We start from the raw sequence: 17,112 nt of genomic DNA on the forward strand, positions 1-17,112 counted from the left end.
GTAAGTACTTTTTTGTTCATAAGATTTAAAATTTTAATTATACAAAAATGTTTGATTAATAAGTTCTTGATTAAATCTTACGAAGGTTAGTACAACGCACCCGGCTTTGGTTATGAGCGAACATAAAAAAAGCGGGCTTGTTGTTTATTATTTCTTCTGAGGTTCTGGTAAACCCACGTGACAATAATAGAACAACAGCCCGCGCTTTATACGATTATATTCTTAATCTCCATCTGACCATAACATAATATGGTATAGGAAACCCCACAAATAATCTGTACTACACGCAAGCATTTACTGTCCATTATTCCGTCACTTTTAAAATTTACCAGATTTATAAAGTAAAGCCCTAAAATGAAAACAAGAGCTAAACAAGTGCAAATAAAACCGCTTATTTACAATTGATTATAGTGTACTTGATGTTTTCAGTTGTTTTCTTTCTTTTCAGTTGATTGGTTCTTTTTCGGTACAATTTTGTTTCTCGTTTGTTTCTCAATATCGACCTTTATTCATATCTTTGCAACAGAAACAAAATTATGAAGGGATCGATATGCCACGAGTAAAGAAGCCTACAAAAGTAAAAGAGCCTGTCCGCCTTCGGACAAAGAAGCTGGCAGATGGAAGCCAAAGTCTGTATCTTGATATATACCGTTTCGGAAAACGAACATACGAATATCTTAAGTTGTATCTCATTCCGGAAACGGATAACAATGCCCGTCGGCAGAATCAGGCGACTATGAATGCCGCCAATGCCATCAAGTCCAAACGTATTATCGAGCTGACCAACGGCGAGGCCGGTATAGAAACCAAAGAGAGAGTTTACCTGCTTGACTGGATGAATACCTACAAGGAGAACCAGGCCAAGCGTGGCAAAAAGGACGGTTATCAAATTGACATCACTATACGCATCTTGAAGGATTATGCGGGAGAACGTATGTTGATGGATCAAATAGACAAGACATTCTGCCAGAATTATCTTGACTACCTTCAGTCCGAATACCGTTCCAGAGGCAAACGAGTGTCGAATTACACACTGCATACTTATTACCGGGTATTGAACGGAGCCTTGAATGCGGCTGTCAGGGCCGAGATCATCAAGTCCAATCCTTTCACGAAAATCAGCAAGTCGGAAAAGATCCGTCTGCCTGAAAGCAAACGGTCATACATGACCATTGAAGAGGTGCGTGCATTGATCGCAACCCCGATGAAAAATGAATCCGTGAAAGGTGCCTATCTGTTCTCTTGTTTCTGCGGTCTGCGAATCAGTGATATAATCAAGTTGCAATGGAAAGATGTATTCGTTGATCGTGGACAATACCGTCTGTCGGTTTCAATGCAGAAAACCAAGGAACCGATTTATCTTCCGCTTTCCCCGGAAGCGTTGAAGTGGATGCCTGCGCGTGGAGACAAAACTCCTGATGACCATGTGTTTGACCTGCCGTCCCCAGCAATGGTCAATATTCTTATCAAACCATGGGCAAAAGCGGCGGGAATAAACAAGCGTTTTACATTCCATACGGCGCGGCACACGTTCGCGACGATGATGCTGACACTCGGAGCAGACTTATATACGACATCCAAGCTGCTCGGCCATGCTGACGTGAAAATGACACAGGTGTACGCCAAAATCATCAACCAGAAAAAGGATGATGCGGTCAACCTGGTCAACGGATTGTTTGAGTGACCAATGATATACCATATCATGTCAAATTTACAAGTAGATATTTTAAGGGCGTCATCGATTGCAGATACAATCGAAAAACGATACCTTTATGATGATATATTATTATAAACCAATAAAATGTAAATCGACATGACAAGAGCTGACAAAGGCCTTCTCTCTTTTTGAGGGGAGCAAACACCCGCATCACATTGAATCGGCACAGGACGTGGCGGAAGAACTTTTCGCCCTGCTTACCGAAGCAAAAACAGTTTATCTCCAGGAGGTCAAAATCCACGGCAAACAGTATCGCCGTTATGTGGAGGATTTTGTGAACAGTCACCGGTATATTGACTGCGATAACGCGGTCTGTCGGAACTGCCACGAAATGAACATCCACATCGTCAAGGGACTGCTGACCGACTGCCCCTACCTTATCCAACCGCTTTTTTCCGCCCCGAGCCTCTCTTTCGAGGAGTGCATGGAACTAAAGCGGAAGTATGACACATCGGAACTGGCATCTTCCGATTGTAATCCGGCAAAGTTTTCATTTCTTTCTTTTGACTGCAGTCTTTCGCGCAAACAACTGGCCGGTATCGTTTCTTGCGCCAATACTTATCATCTGTTCTGTTCTCCCGTAACTATTGACGACATGGAATCTCTCTTCTCCTGCAAGATAGGTTTCTGTCTTCGGGTGAACAGCGTGCGCCGTGTGGCTATCCTGTTCGATGCCCTTCTTGAGAATTCATTCATTCAGCCTTACTGGCAATCAGTCCTCGAAAGAGGGCGTTTCCTGCAATCCAAGGACGGCTCGCACTTCATATCCGCAACGAGCATATCCACCACGCTTTCGTTGGTCAGGAACAAAATGACTTCAACCGCTTACAATATCAGAAAGTTTGTAAGCCAACTGAAGGAATGAAAGGAAGTGCTAAGAAGTCAACCATGTGAAAAGCAAAAGTATGATAACTGATATGCTACCAAACCGGTATCATACTGTCATCCAATGCTTTTAGATATTCACACTCTACCTTTGCCTCTGTATACAACGCGTTACAAACAGAGGTGCATCTCTTATTGTCTAATTTAATCACGAATAATATGTCCAACAGATTGACATTCATGGAAAGGTTGAGCGAACGGCTCACGGCCCTTGAAGCGATTATCCGGAAATTGGAACCGGTCGAGAGCTTTCTGGAACGGGTGGAATTGCTGGAAAAGAACATTTACGCGACCAAAAAGGTCTTTACTTTTTCGGAAGCCTGCATGTACATCGGGGTATCAGAAAGTATGCTGTATAAACTTACGGCCAACAAGGAGATTCCTCACTACAAGCCTCGCGGCAAGATGATCTACTTTGCCAAGGAGGAACTGGACGAATGGCTCCTGCAGAATCATGAACTTGCCGTCGATGATGCCACGCGGATGGCACACGAGGCGGCAGCAGTACAACCCTTCTTAAATGAGAAACGCCATGGAAAACGAAAGAAGAACTGACCAGAAGACGGGAATGGGATTGGAAGAGACCCGTCTGTCAGATATTCTTTCAGCTTCCCAAATCAAGGCGACGGATACATACGAGACCCCGCCGCAAATTATCTGGATTGACAATTCGACCATAGCGACTCTCGGCAATTTCAGTGCATCGACCGGCAAGGCAAAATCCAAGAAGACATTCAATGTCTCCGCCCTTGTCGCCGCTTCCCTGGCAGGTAAGCAGGTGCTGAACTACCGGGCGCATCTGCCGGAAGGCAAACGCCGGATCCTGTATGTCGATACCGAGCAGAGCCGCTATCATTGTCACACGGTGCTGGAACGTATTCTGCGTCTGGCCGGGCTTCCTACCACAGCAGACAGCGAGAACCTTGATTTCATCTGCCTGCGGGAGTATTCTCCGACAGTCCGTATAAGTGTGATAGACTATGCCCTTCGTCAGGGTAAAGGTTACGGGCTGGTTATCATTGACGGTATCCGCGACCTTATGCTGGACATCAACAGCACCAGCGAATCGGTGGAGGTAATCAACAAAATGATGGAATGGTCCTCTCGTTACGACCTGCATATCCATTGCGTGCTGCACCTGAACAAAGGGGACAACAATGTACGAGGCCATATCGGTACGGAGATGAGCAACAAGGCGGAAACAGTACTGGTCATCAGCAAATGCAACGAGAATCCGTCTGTCAGTGAAGTCCATGCCCTGCATATCCGGGAAAAGGAGTTCAAACCCTTCGCGTTCACCGTGGACGACAACGGGCTCCCGGTCATCGCCGAAGGGCACACGTTCGGTGACACCCCGAAGCCCAGGCAACGGACAAGCTTTACGGAGCTGAGCATCGAGCAGCACCGGGAAGCCCTTTCCGCTGCCTTTGACGGCAAACCCATCAGGGGCTTTGAGAATGTACTGCAACGTCTGATCGCCTCTTATGAAAACATAGGCTTCAAACGTGGCCGCAGTGTCATGATAAAACTGCTGCAGTACCTGACGGACAACCTTAAACTTGTTGTCAAGCAGGACAAGCTGTTCTACTATGACATGACCCCCGCGGAAGCAAGGCTTTTTGATGAAGAATGAAGCCGGGCGCGGGCATATATATTTCAGTTTACTTTAGTATGTATATATATAGGGAATAAAACTAAACTAAACCATTTCCGTGTGAACAAGTGAAAGAAAACAGCCATGACTATAGAAGAAGCAAAACAGGTACGCATAGTGGACTTTCTGGCGCAGCTCGGCCACCATGCGCAATACGTTAAATCGGATCAGTACTGGTATCTCTCGCCGTTAAGGGATGAGCAGTCGCCGTCGTTCAAGGTCAATGACCGGTTGAACGAATGGTATGATTTTGGGGCGGCCACCGGAGGCGACCTCGTGGAATTGGGTAAATACCTTTACCAGACTGAAAGTGTAAGCGAGGTACTGGCATACATCGGGCGGCATTCCAGCGATATGCCTTTGCCGAAAGTCCGTTTCCAGGCTCTTCCGCCCCGTCCCGTGGAATCGGATATGAAAAATCTGATTGTCGTCCCGTTACGGCATCACGCGTTATACTCTTACCTTCAGTCCCGGAAAATAGATGCTGACATAGGACGTATGTTCTGCAAGGAAATCCATTATGAATTGCGTGACCGGCATTATTTTGCCCTCGCGTTCGGTAATGTTTCGGGCGGATATGAAATGCGCAACGCCTATTATAAAGGATGTATCAAGAACAAGGACATCTCCCTGATCGGACATCAGTGCGGAGAGATACAGGAACGGGTCTGCGTGTTCGAGGGGTTCATGGACTTTCTGTCTTACCTGACATTGAAGCAGTCATGCAACTGGACCATTTGTATAGACCAGCCTTGCGACTACCTTGTCATGAACTCCGTAAACAACCTGAAAAAGGCATTGATGTACCTGCAGAGATACCTGCATATACATTGTTATCTCGACAACGACCTTGCCGGGCAAAAGACCGTGGAAACCATAGCCGGACTATACGGCGAACGGGTCAGCAACGAAGCTGTCCGATATAGCGAATACAAGGATCTGAATGATTGCTTGCGAGGCAAGAAACGCTGACCTAAAAAAAAGCGAATCTGCCAATGGAAGCCCTCCTGAACGGAGGGCTTTTTTTATGCCCTGACTTCTTCATTTTTCCCGTTCATTAAGGCGATATAGTACGATTTTATAGTACGATTTTCAAAATCGATATAAATCTTGTAAAGAAAACATCCGTTTAATACACAATTATTTCGTAGTTCGAAATTCTCCTTTTTTATTTGTGAAATCAAACTAATACAAAATTCAATATCCATACTAAAAGATATGAGATCATATTTCATTTTTGCCATTGTTCTGACGGTCGCGTACCTCATTTATTACGCGGTCATCATTATGCAGGATCTCTATGGAAAAAGGAGAACCGGCAAGACAGAGGAGGAAGTTTTCGACCTCGGCACACTGGAGGACGAAGAGAGTGTTGCCGTGAGCGAGAGTGAAACCGGGTTCCGTGTCGGCAACGAGCAATACGATACTGAAACAGCATCAGGCGGCGATTCTGCCACCGACCAGAAGCCGGCGGACAAAAAGCCGGAGACAAAGGAGACCCCGGAAGAAAGACTGGAGCGTCTCAAAGCCAAGGCGGAGGAAAAGATGGAGGAAACCACGCCCTACCTGTCTGATGGCTTCAGTGCAGATGAAATGTACAAGGCGATGCTTTCCAGGGGCAAACTGGAAAATCGTCCGGAGATGGCCTGGAAACCAATTAAAGACAAATTGTAGCATGTCGATTAAGCAAAAGATAGTATGCCTGTTAATTCTTGTACCCTATGCGGCTTTCGCCAAGAGCGGCAGCGTGAACTACAGCTGGGGAGCGGATGCGCTGGCCACGATGCACGACTTCGTGGTCACGATGATGCTGTATGTCCTGTATATATGCTACTCCATCGCATCCGTTCTGGTCATCGTGTCCGCCTTCCAGATCTACATCAAGATGAACACTGGAGAGGACGGCATCGTCAAATCCTTTTTATCGCTGCTTGGCGCGTGCCTGTTCATCATCGGGGCCTCCATCGTACTTCCGGCATTTTTCGGTTATCGCATATAAGGCTGTTTAACAATCCAATACATAAATATTAACTCAAAAACGATCAAGTATGTTTCAGAAAGTAAAACAAATGTGCCGAAAGGCAAAAGGATTCATCCAAGGTGTTTCCACCAAAGTGAAGATGCTTGCACTCACTTTGTTCTCTGGTACCACGGCAATGGCCCAGAGTACGGCCGGCGACTATTCAGCCGGTACTACCGCACTATCTACCGTGGCGGAGGAAATTGTCAAGTATGTACCAGTCATGGTCAAGCTCTGCTATGCCATCGCCGGTGTAGTCGCCATTATCGGCGCCATCTCCGTTTACATCGCCATGAACAACGAAGAGCAGGATGTCAAAAAGAAGATCATGATGGTGGTTGGTGCATGTCTTTTCCTGATTGCAGCAGCACAGGCTCTTCCTTTGTTTTTCGGCATTGACGCATAAAAGTACCGAGGGATGAAAAGCAAGGAAACACGTTATCCGGACTATCCGCTGTTCAAGGGGCTGCAACGTCCTCTTGAAGTGATGGGATTGCAGGGCCGCTACATCTATTGGGCGGCAGGAACGGCAGGCGGAGCCATCGCGGGCTTCATAGCCGCTTACTGCCTTGCCGGATTCGTGGCCGGACTGGCCGCGCTGACAGTCATTCTGTCGGTGGGCATCGTGCTAATCATCTTCAAGCAGCGGAAAGGTCTGCACAGCAAGAGAACGGACCGAGGCGTGTTCGTCTATGCCTACTCGCGTAAGGTCTGACAAAATTAAACCATCACAGCAATGTGTGGCTATATTGAATGTTGAACGCGGGTAGGTTCGTATGAGATACGGGCCTACCCCTATTTAATTGAACGTATATTGAAATGACCCTATACATTATCCTGATTTTCGTTGCCTTATGCGCGGGTATGGCCATATCCGTCCATGCGTTCGGTACCGGAGGCAAGCGCAAGCGTATCTTCCAGGACATCTATTTCTCGGTGGAAGACACGGAAGGCGTGGGTGTCCTGTACACCAAGACGGGCGAATATTCCGCCATGCTGAAGATCGAGAATCCGGTACAGAAGTATTCGGCGAACATAGACAGCTACTACGATTTCACGCATCTGTTCTCCGCCCTTGCCCTGACCTTGGGAGAAGGTTATGCCATTCACAAGCAGGACATCTTCGTGAGGAAGCGTTTTGTCAACGAGGATACCGGGAAGCAGGAGTTCCTTTCTGAATCGTATTTCCGGTATTTCAAGGGAAGGGCGTACACGGACAGCATGTGTTACCTGACCATCACGCAGGAAGCCAGGAAAAGCCGCCTTTTCTCGTTCGACAACAAGAAATGGCGTGATTTCCTTGTCAAGATCCGCAAGGTACAGGACCAGTTGCGGGACAGCGGCGTGCAGGCGCGTTTCCTGAACAAATCCGAGGCAAGCGATTACGTGGACCGGTATTTCGCCATGAACTTCAAGGACCGTATTATCTCGATGACGAACTTCAAGTCGGACGACGAGAGCGTCTCGATGGGTGACAAGCGCTGCAAGGTGTACAGTCTCGTGGACGTGGACTGCATCTCGCTGCCTTCGATGATCAGACCCTATACCAATATAGAAGTGAACAACACGGAAATGCCCGTGGATCTTGTCTCGGCCATTGACAGCATTCCGAATGCCGATACAGTGGTCTATAACCAGGTCATCTTCCTTCCCAACCAGAAGCGTGAACTATCGCTGCTGGACAAGAAGAAGAACCGGCACGCGAGCATTCCCAACCCGAGCAACCAGGCAGCGGTCGAAGACATAAAACGTGTACAGGAGGTAATTGCCCGCGAGAGCAAGCAGCTCGTGTACAGCCATTTCAACCTTATAGTGGCCGTGTCCGGCGATACGGACCTGCAGAAGTGTACGAATCATCTGGAGAACGCTTTCGGTAGAATGGGAATCCATATCTCCAAACGAGCCTACAACCAGCTGGAGCTGTTCGTCGGCTCGTTCCCGGGCAACTGCTACAGCCTGAATGAAGAGTATGACCGGTTCCTGACCCTATCGGACGCGGCGATGTGCCTGATGTACAAGGAACGTGTGCAGCACAGCGAAGACACCCCGGTGAAAGTCTATTACACTGACCGCCAGGGAGTGCCTGTCGCCATCGACATCACCGGCAAGGAAGGCAGACAGAAGCTGACGGACAACTCGAACTTTTTTGCCCTCGGGCCGAGCGGTTCCGGGAAATCCTTCCACATGGAGAAAAACAGTACAAAACGGCGGCAAGCGATTGCAAAATTGATTGTTATAAATACTTGATTTACAGCTAATATGTTTTAACAAACGGAGAAACCGGCTATTGGCGTTTAGTCCTTATTGGAGTAAATTTGTACCACAGTTGTACCTCGCCGGAGGGGTCGCACGGTTCGATTTCCTTTCAGCAGCGTGCAACAGCTTTCAACAGTGTGCAAATAAATTTCTTCGATGATGGACCGTCAAAATGAACAGAAATTAACAGGTCAGCCCGATTTCGGACGGGTCATGCCAGACAAGCCGTTCCTCACCATTGGGGAGGTGGCGAGCCTGCTGCAAGTGAGCAGCCGTACCGTGTACAACCTGATATACAGCGGCACGCTCCGGGCTTGCAGGATTACATACCACATTACGCTAATCACCAAGGAGGATTTCTTCCTGATGATTAAGGAATCGACCTACTGCAAGCGGAGCGTTTCAGTATTCGCCAAGCAGGGGAAAAAGAAAAAAGGGAAGATGAAAGAAGATATGCAAACGACAGAGGAAACAGCCCTCACACGACAGGAGGGAAAGAAGAAAGCAAAGGGCAGCTCGGCAAAACGGCGGCTCATTCCGGCGGCTAACTACAAGCAGTCCGTGCGTGATACGTTCACGGACAGTGAGAGTGTCGCAGGCGACCTTTACACGATGGCGGAGATATGCCAAAAGTTCAATTACACCTACGGGCGTTTCTACAACCTCCGTATGCGCTATTCGATACCCTGCATCAAAGCCAACGCCACCAAGTGCTTTCCGAAAGCGGAGGTGGACAAGGCTATGGCGGAGGAAGCGGAACGGTTGGGTAACAACCTTTCGGAGCATTGGTACTCGTGCTTCGACATCATGCGCCTGTTCGGACTGGGCAAAACACAGGTGCGCAGGTTTGCCCTCACCCACGGGGTACGGACAAAGCGCATACACGGCAACCGCCTGTACTACCTGAAAGCCGACTGGGATGCGGCACGGAAGGAAGCCGAGCGGAAAAGCGCAAGCACGAAAGCCAAACGGGAAGAATAAGATATTTTCAAACATTCAAAATACATTAGCTATATGACGAACATTTGTACGAAAGTGACGGTCAGGAAACGACCCATCAAGAACGGACAGTTATCGCTTTATCTGGACTTCTACCCACCTGTCCGGCACCCGAAAACGGGCAGGCTGACACGGAGGGAGTACCTCGGCATTTACATCTATGCCAACCCGACAGAGAAGTTTGAAGCGGAGTTCAACAAGACCATGCTGCGCAATGCGGAGCTAATCAAGTGCAAGCGGACGGAAGCCATCATCAACGAAGAGTTCGGTTTCCTCGACCGTAACAGGGGCAAGGAGAGCTTCTTGGAGTATTTCCGCTCCAAAATGGCGGACGATGACAATTTCAGGAACTGGAATGTTGCCTACAAACATTTCGAGAAGTATTGCGGCGGCTGCTGCACCTTTGACGACCTGACGGTGGAATACTGCCAAGGCTTCCTTACCTACATGCTGTCGCTCACCACGCACAACCGCACCAAGATGATGGCGTCCACAGCCAACAACAACCTGAACAAGCTGAAATGCGTACTGCGGCAGGCATACGAGGAAAGGCGCATCAAGGACAATATCGCCACACGGCTGAAACACGCCAAGGAAGCCAATACACGCCGTGAGTTCCTGACACTGGAGGAAGTGAAGATGCTTGCCAACACGCCATGCGAGAAGCCTGTTGTAAAGTCGGCGGCTCTTTTCTCCTGCCTTACGGGACTGCGCATCAGCGACATCATACGCCTGCAGTGGGAGAACATCATCAGGGGTGCGGACGGCGGTTGGTGTATGCACATCGTCACCAAAAAGACAAGGACGGAAGCCGTCTTGCCGCTGTCCGATGAAGCCCTCGCACTTTGTGGCGAGCGTTCCACGGGGCAGGTGTTCAAGGGAATGACACAAGCCCTGCTCCCCTTGTACCTCAAGGACTGGATTAGGTCTGCCGGGATTACGAAGCACATAACCTTTCATTGCTTCCGGCATACCTACGCAACCCTGCAACTTGCCGCAGGGACAGACCTTTACACCATATCAAAAATGCTTACACATAGCACCGTGGCGACAACGCAGGTCTATGCGGATGTGGTGAACGACCTGAAGCGCAAGGCTTCGGAACAGATAACACTCAAATAACCGGAACAGGACAACCAAAGTAAAAAGATTGAATATGGGTAACATCACATTTGAACAACTGCCGCAGGCTGTTTCCACCCTGATAGAACGGGTGGAGCAGCTTGCCAGAAAGGTGGACGAGGTACTGGGCAAGGCGGCAGGAAAAGACACGGGCAAGCGCAGCCTGCTTTCCCTTGAAGAAGTCGCCGACCTGCTCGGCAAATCGGCTTCCACCATCTATGCCATGACTTCCGAAAAGCGCATACCGTACCGAAAGCGTGGCAACAGGCTCTATTTCTTCGAGGATGAAATCATGCAGTGGATTGAACAGGGCGGAACATCGGGGACAGGCAGCGAGGAGGATTTCAACAAACGGCTCGAAGCGTTGCGCAGCGGCAAGAAACGCAAGCCGGGCTCTTTACGGACGGACAACAAACAAGAAGCCTTATGAAGACAGAAGATTTGACAGCCGCCATCGCACGGCATGACCCGCTCTTGGCGGATGCGGTCGGCAAAATGGTCGGCTATATTCAGGACAGGTGGGCAGCACCGTACCCCTCAAAGGAACAGACGGAAGCGGTCAATGCCTACCTCCGTTCCGTCCATGCGGACGGTGACGGAACTATGAGCGAGAGCAACATCGCCCACCGCAGGATTGCCACGCAGAAGATAACCATCAATGCTATCCGTGTGCTTGACCACGACCAACTGAACCGTTTGCAAAATGTGCTGAACCACATAGCGGCGGACAGGGAGTATTACATGCCCGAACAGCAGCAAGGCATGGGCCGGTAACCGACCATCGTAACACCTATAAATATCATAGATTATGGATAAAGACAAACAGAAGATACACTACTGCACCATCCTTTCGGACGAGCAATGGGATTTTATTTTGGAGGGCAGATTTTCCGTCCAGAGGCAAAGATGCCTGCACAGGCTGATGACCCATGCCGTGCGGACAAAGACCGCCTTCCGTATCAAGGGAGTTGAGATTGAGTTGGAGGTGGGACAGGCGGCAGCTTCCGATGTGGAACTTGCGGAGTACATGGGCTGCAACCGAAAGACCATCGGAAAGCTCATCGACTGCTTCAACAGGCTCGGCATGCTGACCACCCGAACCAACAACCGCACTTCCGTACACACCCTGCATTTCCTGACAGGTTGGTATGTGGATGGTGTCCTGCTGACCAATCCCCATTATGTCAAGCCTGCGGCAGTTTCCAAAGGACAGGCAGACGGAGTGCGGACACCATACTCTAATGATATGCCGTTGGAGGATAAGCCGTGTACCGTGCCGGACGGTTGCCAATGCTCAAGGCAGGAAGCGGACAGCATGGCAGGCAGAGCAGCCGCCCTTTCTTCTTCCCTTTGTTCGCCTGTGGTTTCCGACAGGTCGGATGACAGAGCGGATGCGGAAGACGAAACAGACAATTCCCATGTTAAAGACAAGGACAACGGGCAGCACGGCAATAACCCCGTAGAAAGCCTGAAAGAAGCGCATGACGGCACGATTGGCGGCGTGGATGACCCGACATAGGCAGGAGAAACTGAAGGGCGCACAGCGCAGGATTTCAGCGGTACTCCATTGGCGTGGCGTAACTGACTGGGCTTGCCCAGATATAGCCCACTATAACTTCTCCGCTGCGCTCCGAAGTTGTGGGCTCTCCCGAGGGGCTTAGGACGCTGCCCTAAGAACCCGGCAAGGACTTTCAGCCCTGTGCAACCCGACCAAAGAGTGACCCCCTCTTTGGAAACTCCGCTTAGTGGCTTCCATCCCTAAGAACCCGGAGCAGGAAGTGACCCTCTCCCTGCACCCTCCGATTAAGGCTCTGCCCTAATAACCCGAAGTGAAACTCAAAATACAGACAAGCCTATGGCACAGAAGACATCCATCAACATCAAGCCGTGCAACATCGGCAGCAGCGAAGCGCATAACAAGCGGACAGCGGAATACCTCGCCAATATCCCCAAGGAGAAGTTCTACATCCGTACCGACCTCATGGCAGGAAACGAGGTATGGGTATCACCTGATTTCGGTGAAGCCACGCTCACCGAGCGTTATAATTTGATAGCCGCTATGGTCAAGGAAAAGACAGGACGGGCGATGCAGACCAAAGACCGGGAAAGGGTGAACAAGAAGACTGGTAAGGTGACCATAGTCCGTGGCAGCACTCCGCTCAAGGAGGGCGTGGTCGTCATCAAGGACGACACCACGATGGAGCAGCTGCGGAAGTTCTGTGAGGTGTGCAAGCAGCGTTGGGGAATCACAGCCTTGCAGGTGTTCATCCACCGTGACGAGGGGCATTACGGAATACCCGGCGACAATGCCACATGGAAGCCTAACCTCCACGCCCACATCGTATGGGACTGGATGAACCACGACACGGGCAAGTCCTGCAAGCTGGACGAGAAAGCCATGAGTGAGATGCAGACGGTTTTGGCTGAGTGTCTTGATATGGAAAGGGGCACCTCAAAGGAGGTAACGGGCAAGGAGCATCTGGAGCGAACGGACTTCATCATCGCCAAGCAGAAGCAGGAAGCGGAACAGGCGAAAGCCGCAAGGCAAGCCGCCGTCGCCGCCAAGGAAGAAGTCGAAGCGGAACTCATGTTTGTAGAGAACGAGAACAAGGCGAAAGAGCAGTACCGCCGTTCCCTCGACAGCGAGATTGCCGAAAGGGAGCAGCAGCTCAAAGACGAGCGAAAGTCGAAAGTGGACAGCATACTGGATAGCGTCGGCAGTCTTGTGGGGGTCGGCAAATCCGCTGCGGTTGGAAAGGAAAACGCCAAACTCAAAGCCGAGAACGAACGCATGAAGAAAGCCTTTGCCGAAGCCGTAAAGGAAAAGGCGGAGGAACGGACAAAGGCATTGGTAGCAGAAAAACAGAAAGCCGAAGCGGAACGTGACAGGGCTTTGGTGCAGAGCCGTTCATTTGCCATTGAAAGGGACAAGGCGGTACGGCAGCTTCAGGAGCAGAAAGACGGCGAGCGGCAGCGCATCAGCCAAGCGGTGAGCCAAGCCACGGCGGAGAAAGACAAGACCATCCGTCTGTTGCAGAATACGCTGAAAGCGAGCAGGCATATCCTAAGCTTGTTTGCGGATATGCTCTACAAGGCAAGCGAGGTTTTCCGGCGAGCCATAGATGCGATTACCCATTTCGGCACGGAGCAGCACAAGTCATTCTTCGCCCCTTCCGAAGCCGCCGACATCAAGAGCGTGATGCAGGAGTACGGGGAAACGACCGAACAGCAGAATATGGTCGGTGCATGGCTCTGTGACTATGCGGAGAGCCGACAGCCATTTGATGAAATAAAACATCGCCATACACTCAAAGAGGTTGGCGATGTGGCAGAGGGTATGTATGATTGGAAAATTCAGAAGCAACAAGGATTGCAAAGATGATATATCTTACTCAATGAGTTAGAAACCTTCTATTTACAAGGCGAAATCATTTAATCTATGATTTCAAAACGTACAAGCATAGAATAGTTCTTCTTAATGGTGCGGAAGTTATCGAAAGAAGCTGCATCGGATGACAGGACATTGCTTTGCGCGAATGGAAAAATATTACTGTTCCCTTCTTCCACAATACGTATCACATCACCTAATTTCTTACCTAATGCCTCCACCAAATAGGTTGCTTTCCGTTGGGCGGCTTTCAATGCTTCAATTTTCCCCTTTTGATGATAGGTAAGCATGTCTTTGTTTTCCAGTTCTCCTATGCGCATGGTATGTATGCCTTTTGTGTCGATACGTTCAACTATTTCGTTTATCTGATTGAAGTCAGTCAAGGTAATGTCGAATTTCTTGGAAACCAAAAAGTCCTGCCCTTGCTGCCGCCAATAGTCACCGATTTCCTGTGTACGGATGGCATCCTGCTTAATACCTGCTTCGGCAAGATTCTTACGGAGTCCTTGCTCTATCTCTGATAAAGGTACTTTGGTACGGTATTCTTCGGGCTTAGACTTTCCGTCAAATTCCTCCTCGAAGTATTCGCGGATTTCAATCAGATAATGGATTTTGTCGGGTACGATTTCGATTTCCGATGTACCTGTCACTTCAATGTAACGGTCGTTGGTTTGCGCTTGCAAGGAAAAGGTTGCCAATAGGCTGATAATTAATACTGATAATCTTGTTTTCATTTTTCTTTTTTTTATTGTTGCTATTATAAAAATGCAAGAACAGTAAAAACATTGCACCATGGATGCAACTTTTTATTTCGAATGTCCTATCCTATATAGAGTTGCTCCAATCCACAATCCAAATACAAAGGTAGTGAATTTACTGTTAAATGAACTTCTATGTAGAGCGAAAATCAGAGTTTTAAGACTTATTTCATACACTATTTGTACCCTTGTTGGCTCTTAAAGTATAGAAGATATTGAAAATCAATAGTTGTAATCAATTCCACGACAATTCCTTTGTGGGTTTTGACCTCATTCCGAACGGCCATCGGCAAAGTATAAAAATGCCTGCCGTTTGTTAAGTTTATGTTAAATCTTCATCTTAAACCAACCTTTTTCTTTTCCTCTTTGCTTCTCCCCAAAACGGCTTTTTCACCCTATTTCTTACAGCGATTATTTTTGTACCGATATTTTCTTATATTGCTGATAATCAACAACAAATACTCTCTCATATGTATTCCACATGAACTCTGTCGTGCGCCAGCTGCACGAACAGGGTACAGACATCGTAATGGTCGATACCGGAAACTCCTACGAGGGATTGTGCGAGTATCTGGGAGGCAAGTACATCAGCTACACGGAGGAACGCCCCATTACGATGAACCCGTTCCGTATCCACAAGGAAGAGATGAACGTGGAAAAGACCGGCTTCCTGAAGAATCTTGTCCTGCTGATCTGGAAGGGCACGCAGGGAACAGTCACGAAGACGGAAGACCGTCTGGTGGAAAATGTAATCACCGATTATTACGACGCGTATTTCAACGGCTTCGACGGCTTCACGCCCATGCAGCGGGAAGACCTGAGAAAAAGCCTCGCCATAGACGAACGCAACCGTGACGGGAACCGTGAGGAAAGCGAGCAGGAACGGAACAGCCGTATCGAGTGCATGATAGACGAAATGGAACGCAGGCGCAAGGAGTTGAAGGTGGAAGAACTCTCGTTCAATTCATTTTACGAATACTCCGTCCAGCGTATTCCGGACATCTGTCACGAGAACCACATTTCGGGCATAGACCTCTCGACTTACCGCTACATGATGAAGGACTTCTACAGGGGCGGCAACCATGAAAAGACCCTGAACGAGAACATGGACAGTTCGCTGTTCGACGAGACCTTCGTGGTGTTCGAGATTGACAGTATAAAGGATGATCCGCTGCTGTTCCCGCTTGTCACGCTGATAATCATGGACGTGTTCCTGCAGAAGATGCGAATCAAGAAGAACCGCAAGGTGCTTGTCATCGAGGAAGCCTGGAAAGCCATTGCCAGTCCGCTGATGGCCGAGTACATCAAGTTCATGTACAAGACGGCCCGTAAGTTCTGGGCCAGCGTGGGCGTTGTGACACAGGAGATACAGGACATTATCGGCAGTGAAATCGTGAAAGAGGCCATCATCAACAACAGCGACGTGGTGATGCTGCTTGACCAGAGCAAGTTCAAGGAGCGTTTCGACACCATCAAGGCCATTCTCGGGCTCACCGATGTTGACTGCAAGAAGATATTCACGATCAACCGTCTGGACAACAAGGACGGCCGTTCGTTCTTCCGGGAGGTATTCATACGAAGGGGAACGACAAGCGGCGTGTATGGCGTGGAAGAGCCGCATGAATGCTACATGACCTACACGACCGAACGTGCTGAGAAGGAAGCCCTGAAACTCTACAAGAGGGAGCTCCGGTGCAGCCATCAGGAAGCCATCGAAGCCTATTGCCGGGACTGGGATGCCAGCGGCATCAGCAAGTCCCTGACATTCGCCCAGAAGGTCAACGAGGCCGGACGGGTACTGAACCTGAAAGCAAAACAATAAAATCACATACAATGGGAAAGATTGACATAAACCGACCTATAGCGGAACTGTTCAGTGTTGAGCCTTACGCTCTCCGCATCCGCAACGTGTGCAACAGCCACGATATTGCCACCATCCGGGAACTGTGCCTGCACAGCAACTGGGACTTGATTCATTTCCGCCATTTGGGGGAAAGGAGCATCGCGCACATGGAAGAAATGCTGGGCAATTTCGGATTGCGTCTGGGCATGACTGAAAAGGAACTGGACGTATATATGGGACTTGAGTCAGACGAGGACAAAGCCGTCGCGGCTATCATGCGTTTCGAGGAATCGGAGGCGGTCAAGTGGGACCAGCGCCGGTATGAAGTAGCCAGAGACCTGTATGTCAGATACAGGGGTCTGTCCCCATACGAGGCTATGGAGGAAGCAGAGAAGCTGATACTGGCCCTGCAGGGAGTACCTGAGAAGAACAACCGCAGCAAGCGGAGAGGTAATATTTTCAACCGTTGA

Annotated in this window: 18 protein-coding genes and 1 pseudogene; 18 read left to right on the top strand and 1 reads right to left on the bottom strand. The window is 49.2% G+C overall.

What is annotated here, in order from left to right; translation table 11 throughout:
* Positions 1-550 precede the first annotated feature (550 nt).
* From B5F77_RS07765 to B5F77_RS07840, 16 genes are all read left to right on the top strand, one after another.
* A complete protein-coding gene (locus tag B5F77_RS07765) occupies positions 551-1,684 on the top strand; it encodes a site-specific integrase (protein ID WP_005807062.1) in 1,134 nt (377 codons plus the stop codon).
* Positions 1,685-1,889: 205 nt separating this feature from the next.
* Positions 1,890-2,582 (top strand): hypothetical protein, encoded by a 693-nt coding sequence (locus B5F77_RS07770; RefSeq protein WP_008781591.1) that lies wholly within the window; start codon positions 1,890-1,892, stop codon positions 2,580-2,582.
* Between the two features lie 179 nt (positions 2,583-2,761).
* A complete protein-coding gene (locus tag B5F77_RS07775) occupies positions 2,762-3,157 on the top strand; it encodes a helix-turn-helix domain-containing protein (protein WP_005807064.1) in 396 nt (131 codons plus the stop codon).
* A complete protein-coding gene (locus tag B5F77_RS07780) occupies positions 3,135-4,235 on the top strand; it encodes an AAA family ATPase (RefSeq protein WP_005807066.1) in 1,101 nt (366 codons plus the stop codon). The genes B5F77_RS07775 and B5F77_RS07780 overlap by 23 nt, the downstream gene beginning before the upstream one ends.
* Before the next feature lie 105 nt (positions 4,236-4,340).
* The gene (locus tag B5F77_RS07785) at positions 4,341-5,228 is read left to right on the top strand and encodes a toprim domain-containing protein (protein ID WP_005807068.1); all 888 of its coding nucleotides are present in this window, start codon (positions 4,341-4,343) and stop codon (positions 5,226-5,228) included.
* 246 nt (positions 5,229-5,474) lie between these two features.
* Positions 5,475-5,930 (top strand): hypothetical protein, encoded by a 456-nt coding sequence (locus B5F77_RS07790; protein WP_005807070.1) that lies wholly within the window; start codon positions 5,475-5,477, stop codon positions 5,928-5,930.
* 1 nt (position 5,931) lies between these two features.
* On the top strand, positions 5,932-6,255 hold the full coding sequence (locus B5F77_RS07795; RefSeq protein WP_005807072.1) for a DUF4134 domain-containing protein: 324 nt from the start codon (positions 5,932-5,934) through the stop codon (positions 6,253-6,255).
* 49 nt (positions 6,256-6,304) lie between these two features.
* Complete coding sequence (locus B5F77_RS07800) at positions 6,305-6,682, top strand: DUF4134 domain-containing protein (protein ID WP_005807074.1); 378 nt, start codon at positions 6,305-6,307, stop codon at positions 6,680-6,682.
* Positions 6,683-6,694: 12 nt separating this feature from the next.
* Entirely contained in the window at positions 6,695-6,991 is a 297-nt protein-coding gene (locus B5F77_RS07805) for a hypothetical protein (protein WP_005807076.1), read from the top strand.
* 104 nt (positions 6,992-7,095) lie between these two features.
* Positions 7,096-8,523 (top strand): ATPase, encoded by a 1,428-nt coding sequence (locus B5F77_RS07810; protein WP_087329660.1) that lies wholly within the window; start codon positions 7,096-7,098, stop codon positions 8,521-8,523.
* A 168-nt stretch (positions 8,524-8,691) separates the two neighbouring features.
* Positions 8,692-9,513, top strand: coding sequence for a helix-turn-helix domain-containing protein (locus B5F77_RS07815; protein ID WP_087329719.1), 822 nt, complete (start codon positions 8,692-8,694; stop codon positions 9,511-9,513).
* Positions 9,514-9,546: 33 nt separating this feature from the next.
* Positions 9,547-10,653, top strand: coding sequence for a site-specific integrase (locus B5F77_RS07820; RefSeq protein ID WP_087329662.1), 1,107 nt, complete (start codon positions 9,547-9,549; stop codon positions 10,651-10,653).
* A 34-nt stretch (positions 10,654-10,687) separates the two neighbouring features.
* The gene (locus tag B5F77_RS07825) at positions 10,688-11,083 is read left to right on the top strand and encodes a helix-turn-helix domain-containing protein (RefSeq protein ID WP_087329664.1); all 396 of its coding nucleotides are present in this window, start codon (positions 10,688-10,690) and stop codon (positions 11,081-11,083) included.
* Positions 11,080-11,427: a hypothetical protein gene (locus tag B5F77_RS07830; protein WP_087329666.1), complete on the top strand. Its 348-nt coding sequence runs from the start codon at positions 11,080-11,082 to the stop codon at positions 11,425-11,427. Before B5F77_RS07825 ends, B5F77_RS07830 begins: the two co-directional genes overlap by 4 nt.
* Positions 11,428-11,461: 34 nt before the next feature.
* On the top strand, positions 11,462-12,172 hold the full coding sequence (locus B5F77_RS07835) for a hypothetical protein (protein ID WP_087329668.1): 711 nt from the start codon (positions 11,462-11,464) through the stop codon (positions 12,170-12,172).
* A gap of 336 nt (positions 12,173-12,508) precedes the next feature.
* On the top strand, positions 12,509-14,035 hold the full coding sequence (locus B5F77_RS07840) for a mobilization protein (protein ID WP_087329670.1): 1,527 nt from the start codon (positions 12,509-12,511) through the stop codon (positions 14,033-14,035).
* Positions 14,036-14,085: 50 nt separating this feature from the next.
* Here the strand turns inward: B5F77_RS07840 and B5F77_RS07845 are convergent, their stop codons facing one another.
* Positions 14,086-14,775 (bottom strand): SIMPL domain-containing protein, encoded by a 690-nt coding sequence (locus B5F77_RS07845; RefSeq protein ID WP_087329672.1) that lies wholly within the window; start codon positions 14,773-14,775, stop codon positions 14,086-14,088.
* 499 nt (positions 14,776-15,274) lie between these two features.
* Here B5F77_RS07845 and B5F77_RS07850 point away from each other — a divergent pair.
* A pseudogene (locus B5F77_RS07850) lies at positions 15,275-16,621 on the top strand (conjugal transfer protein TraG); the annotation flags it as partial.
* Between the two features lie 11 nt (positions 16,622-16,632).
* Positions 16,633-17,112 carry a hypothetical protein gene (locus B5F77_RS07855; protein WP_008781595.1) on the top strand — a complete coding sequence of 160 codons (480 nt, stop codon included), beginning with the start codon at positions 16,633-16,635 and terminating at the stop codon, positions 17,110-17,112.

It is taken from the genome of Parabacteroides sp. An277 (assembly GCF_002159645.1).
Classification (GTDB): Bacteria; Bacteroidota; Bacteroidia; order Bacteroidales; family Tannerellaceae; genus Parabacteroides.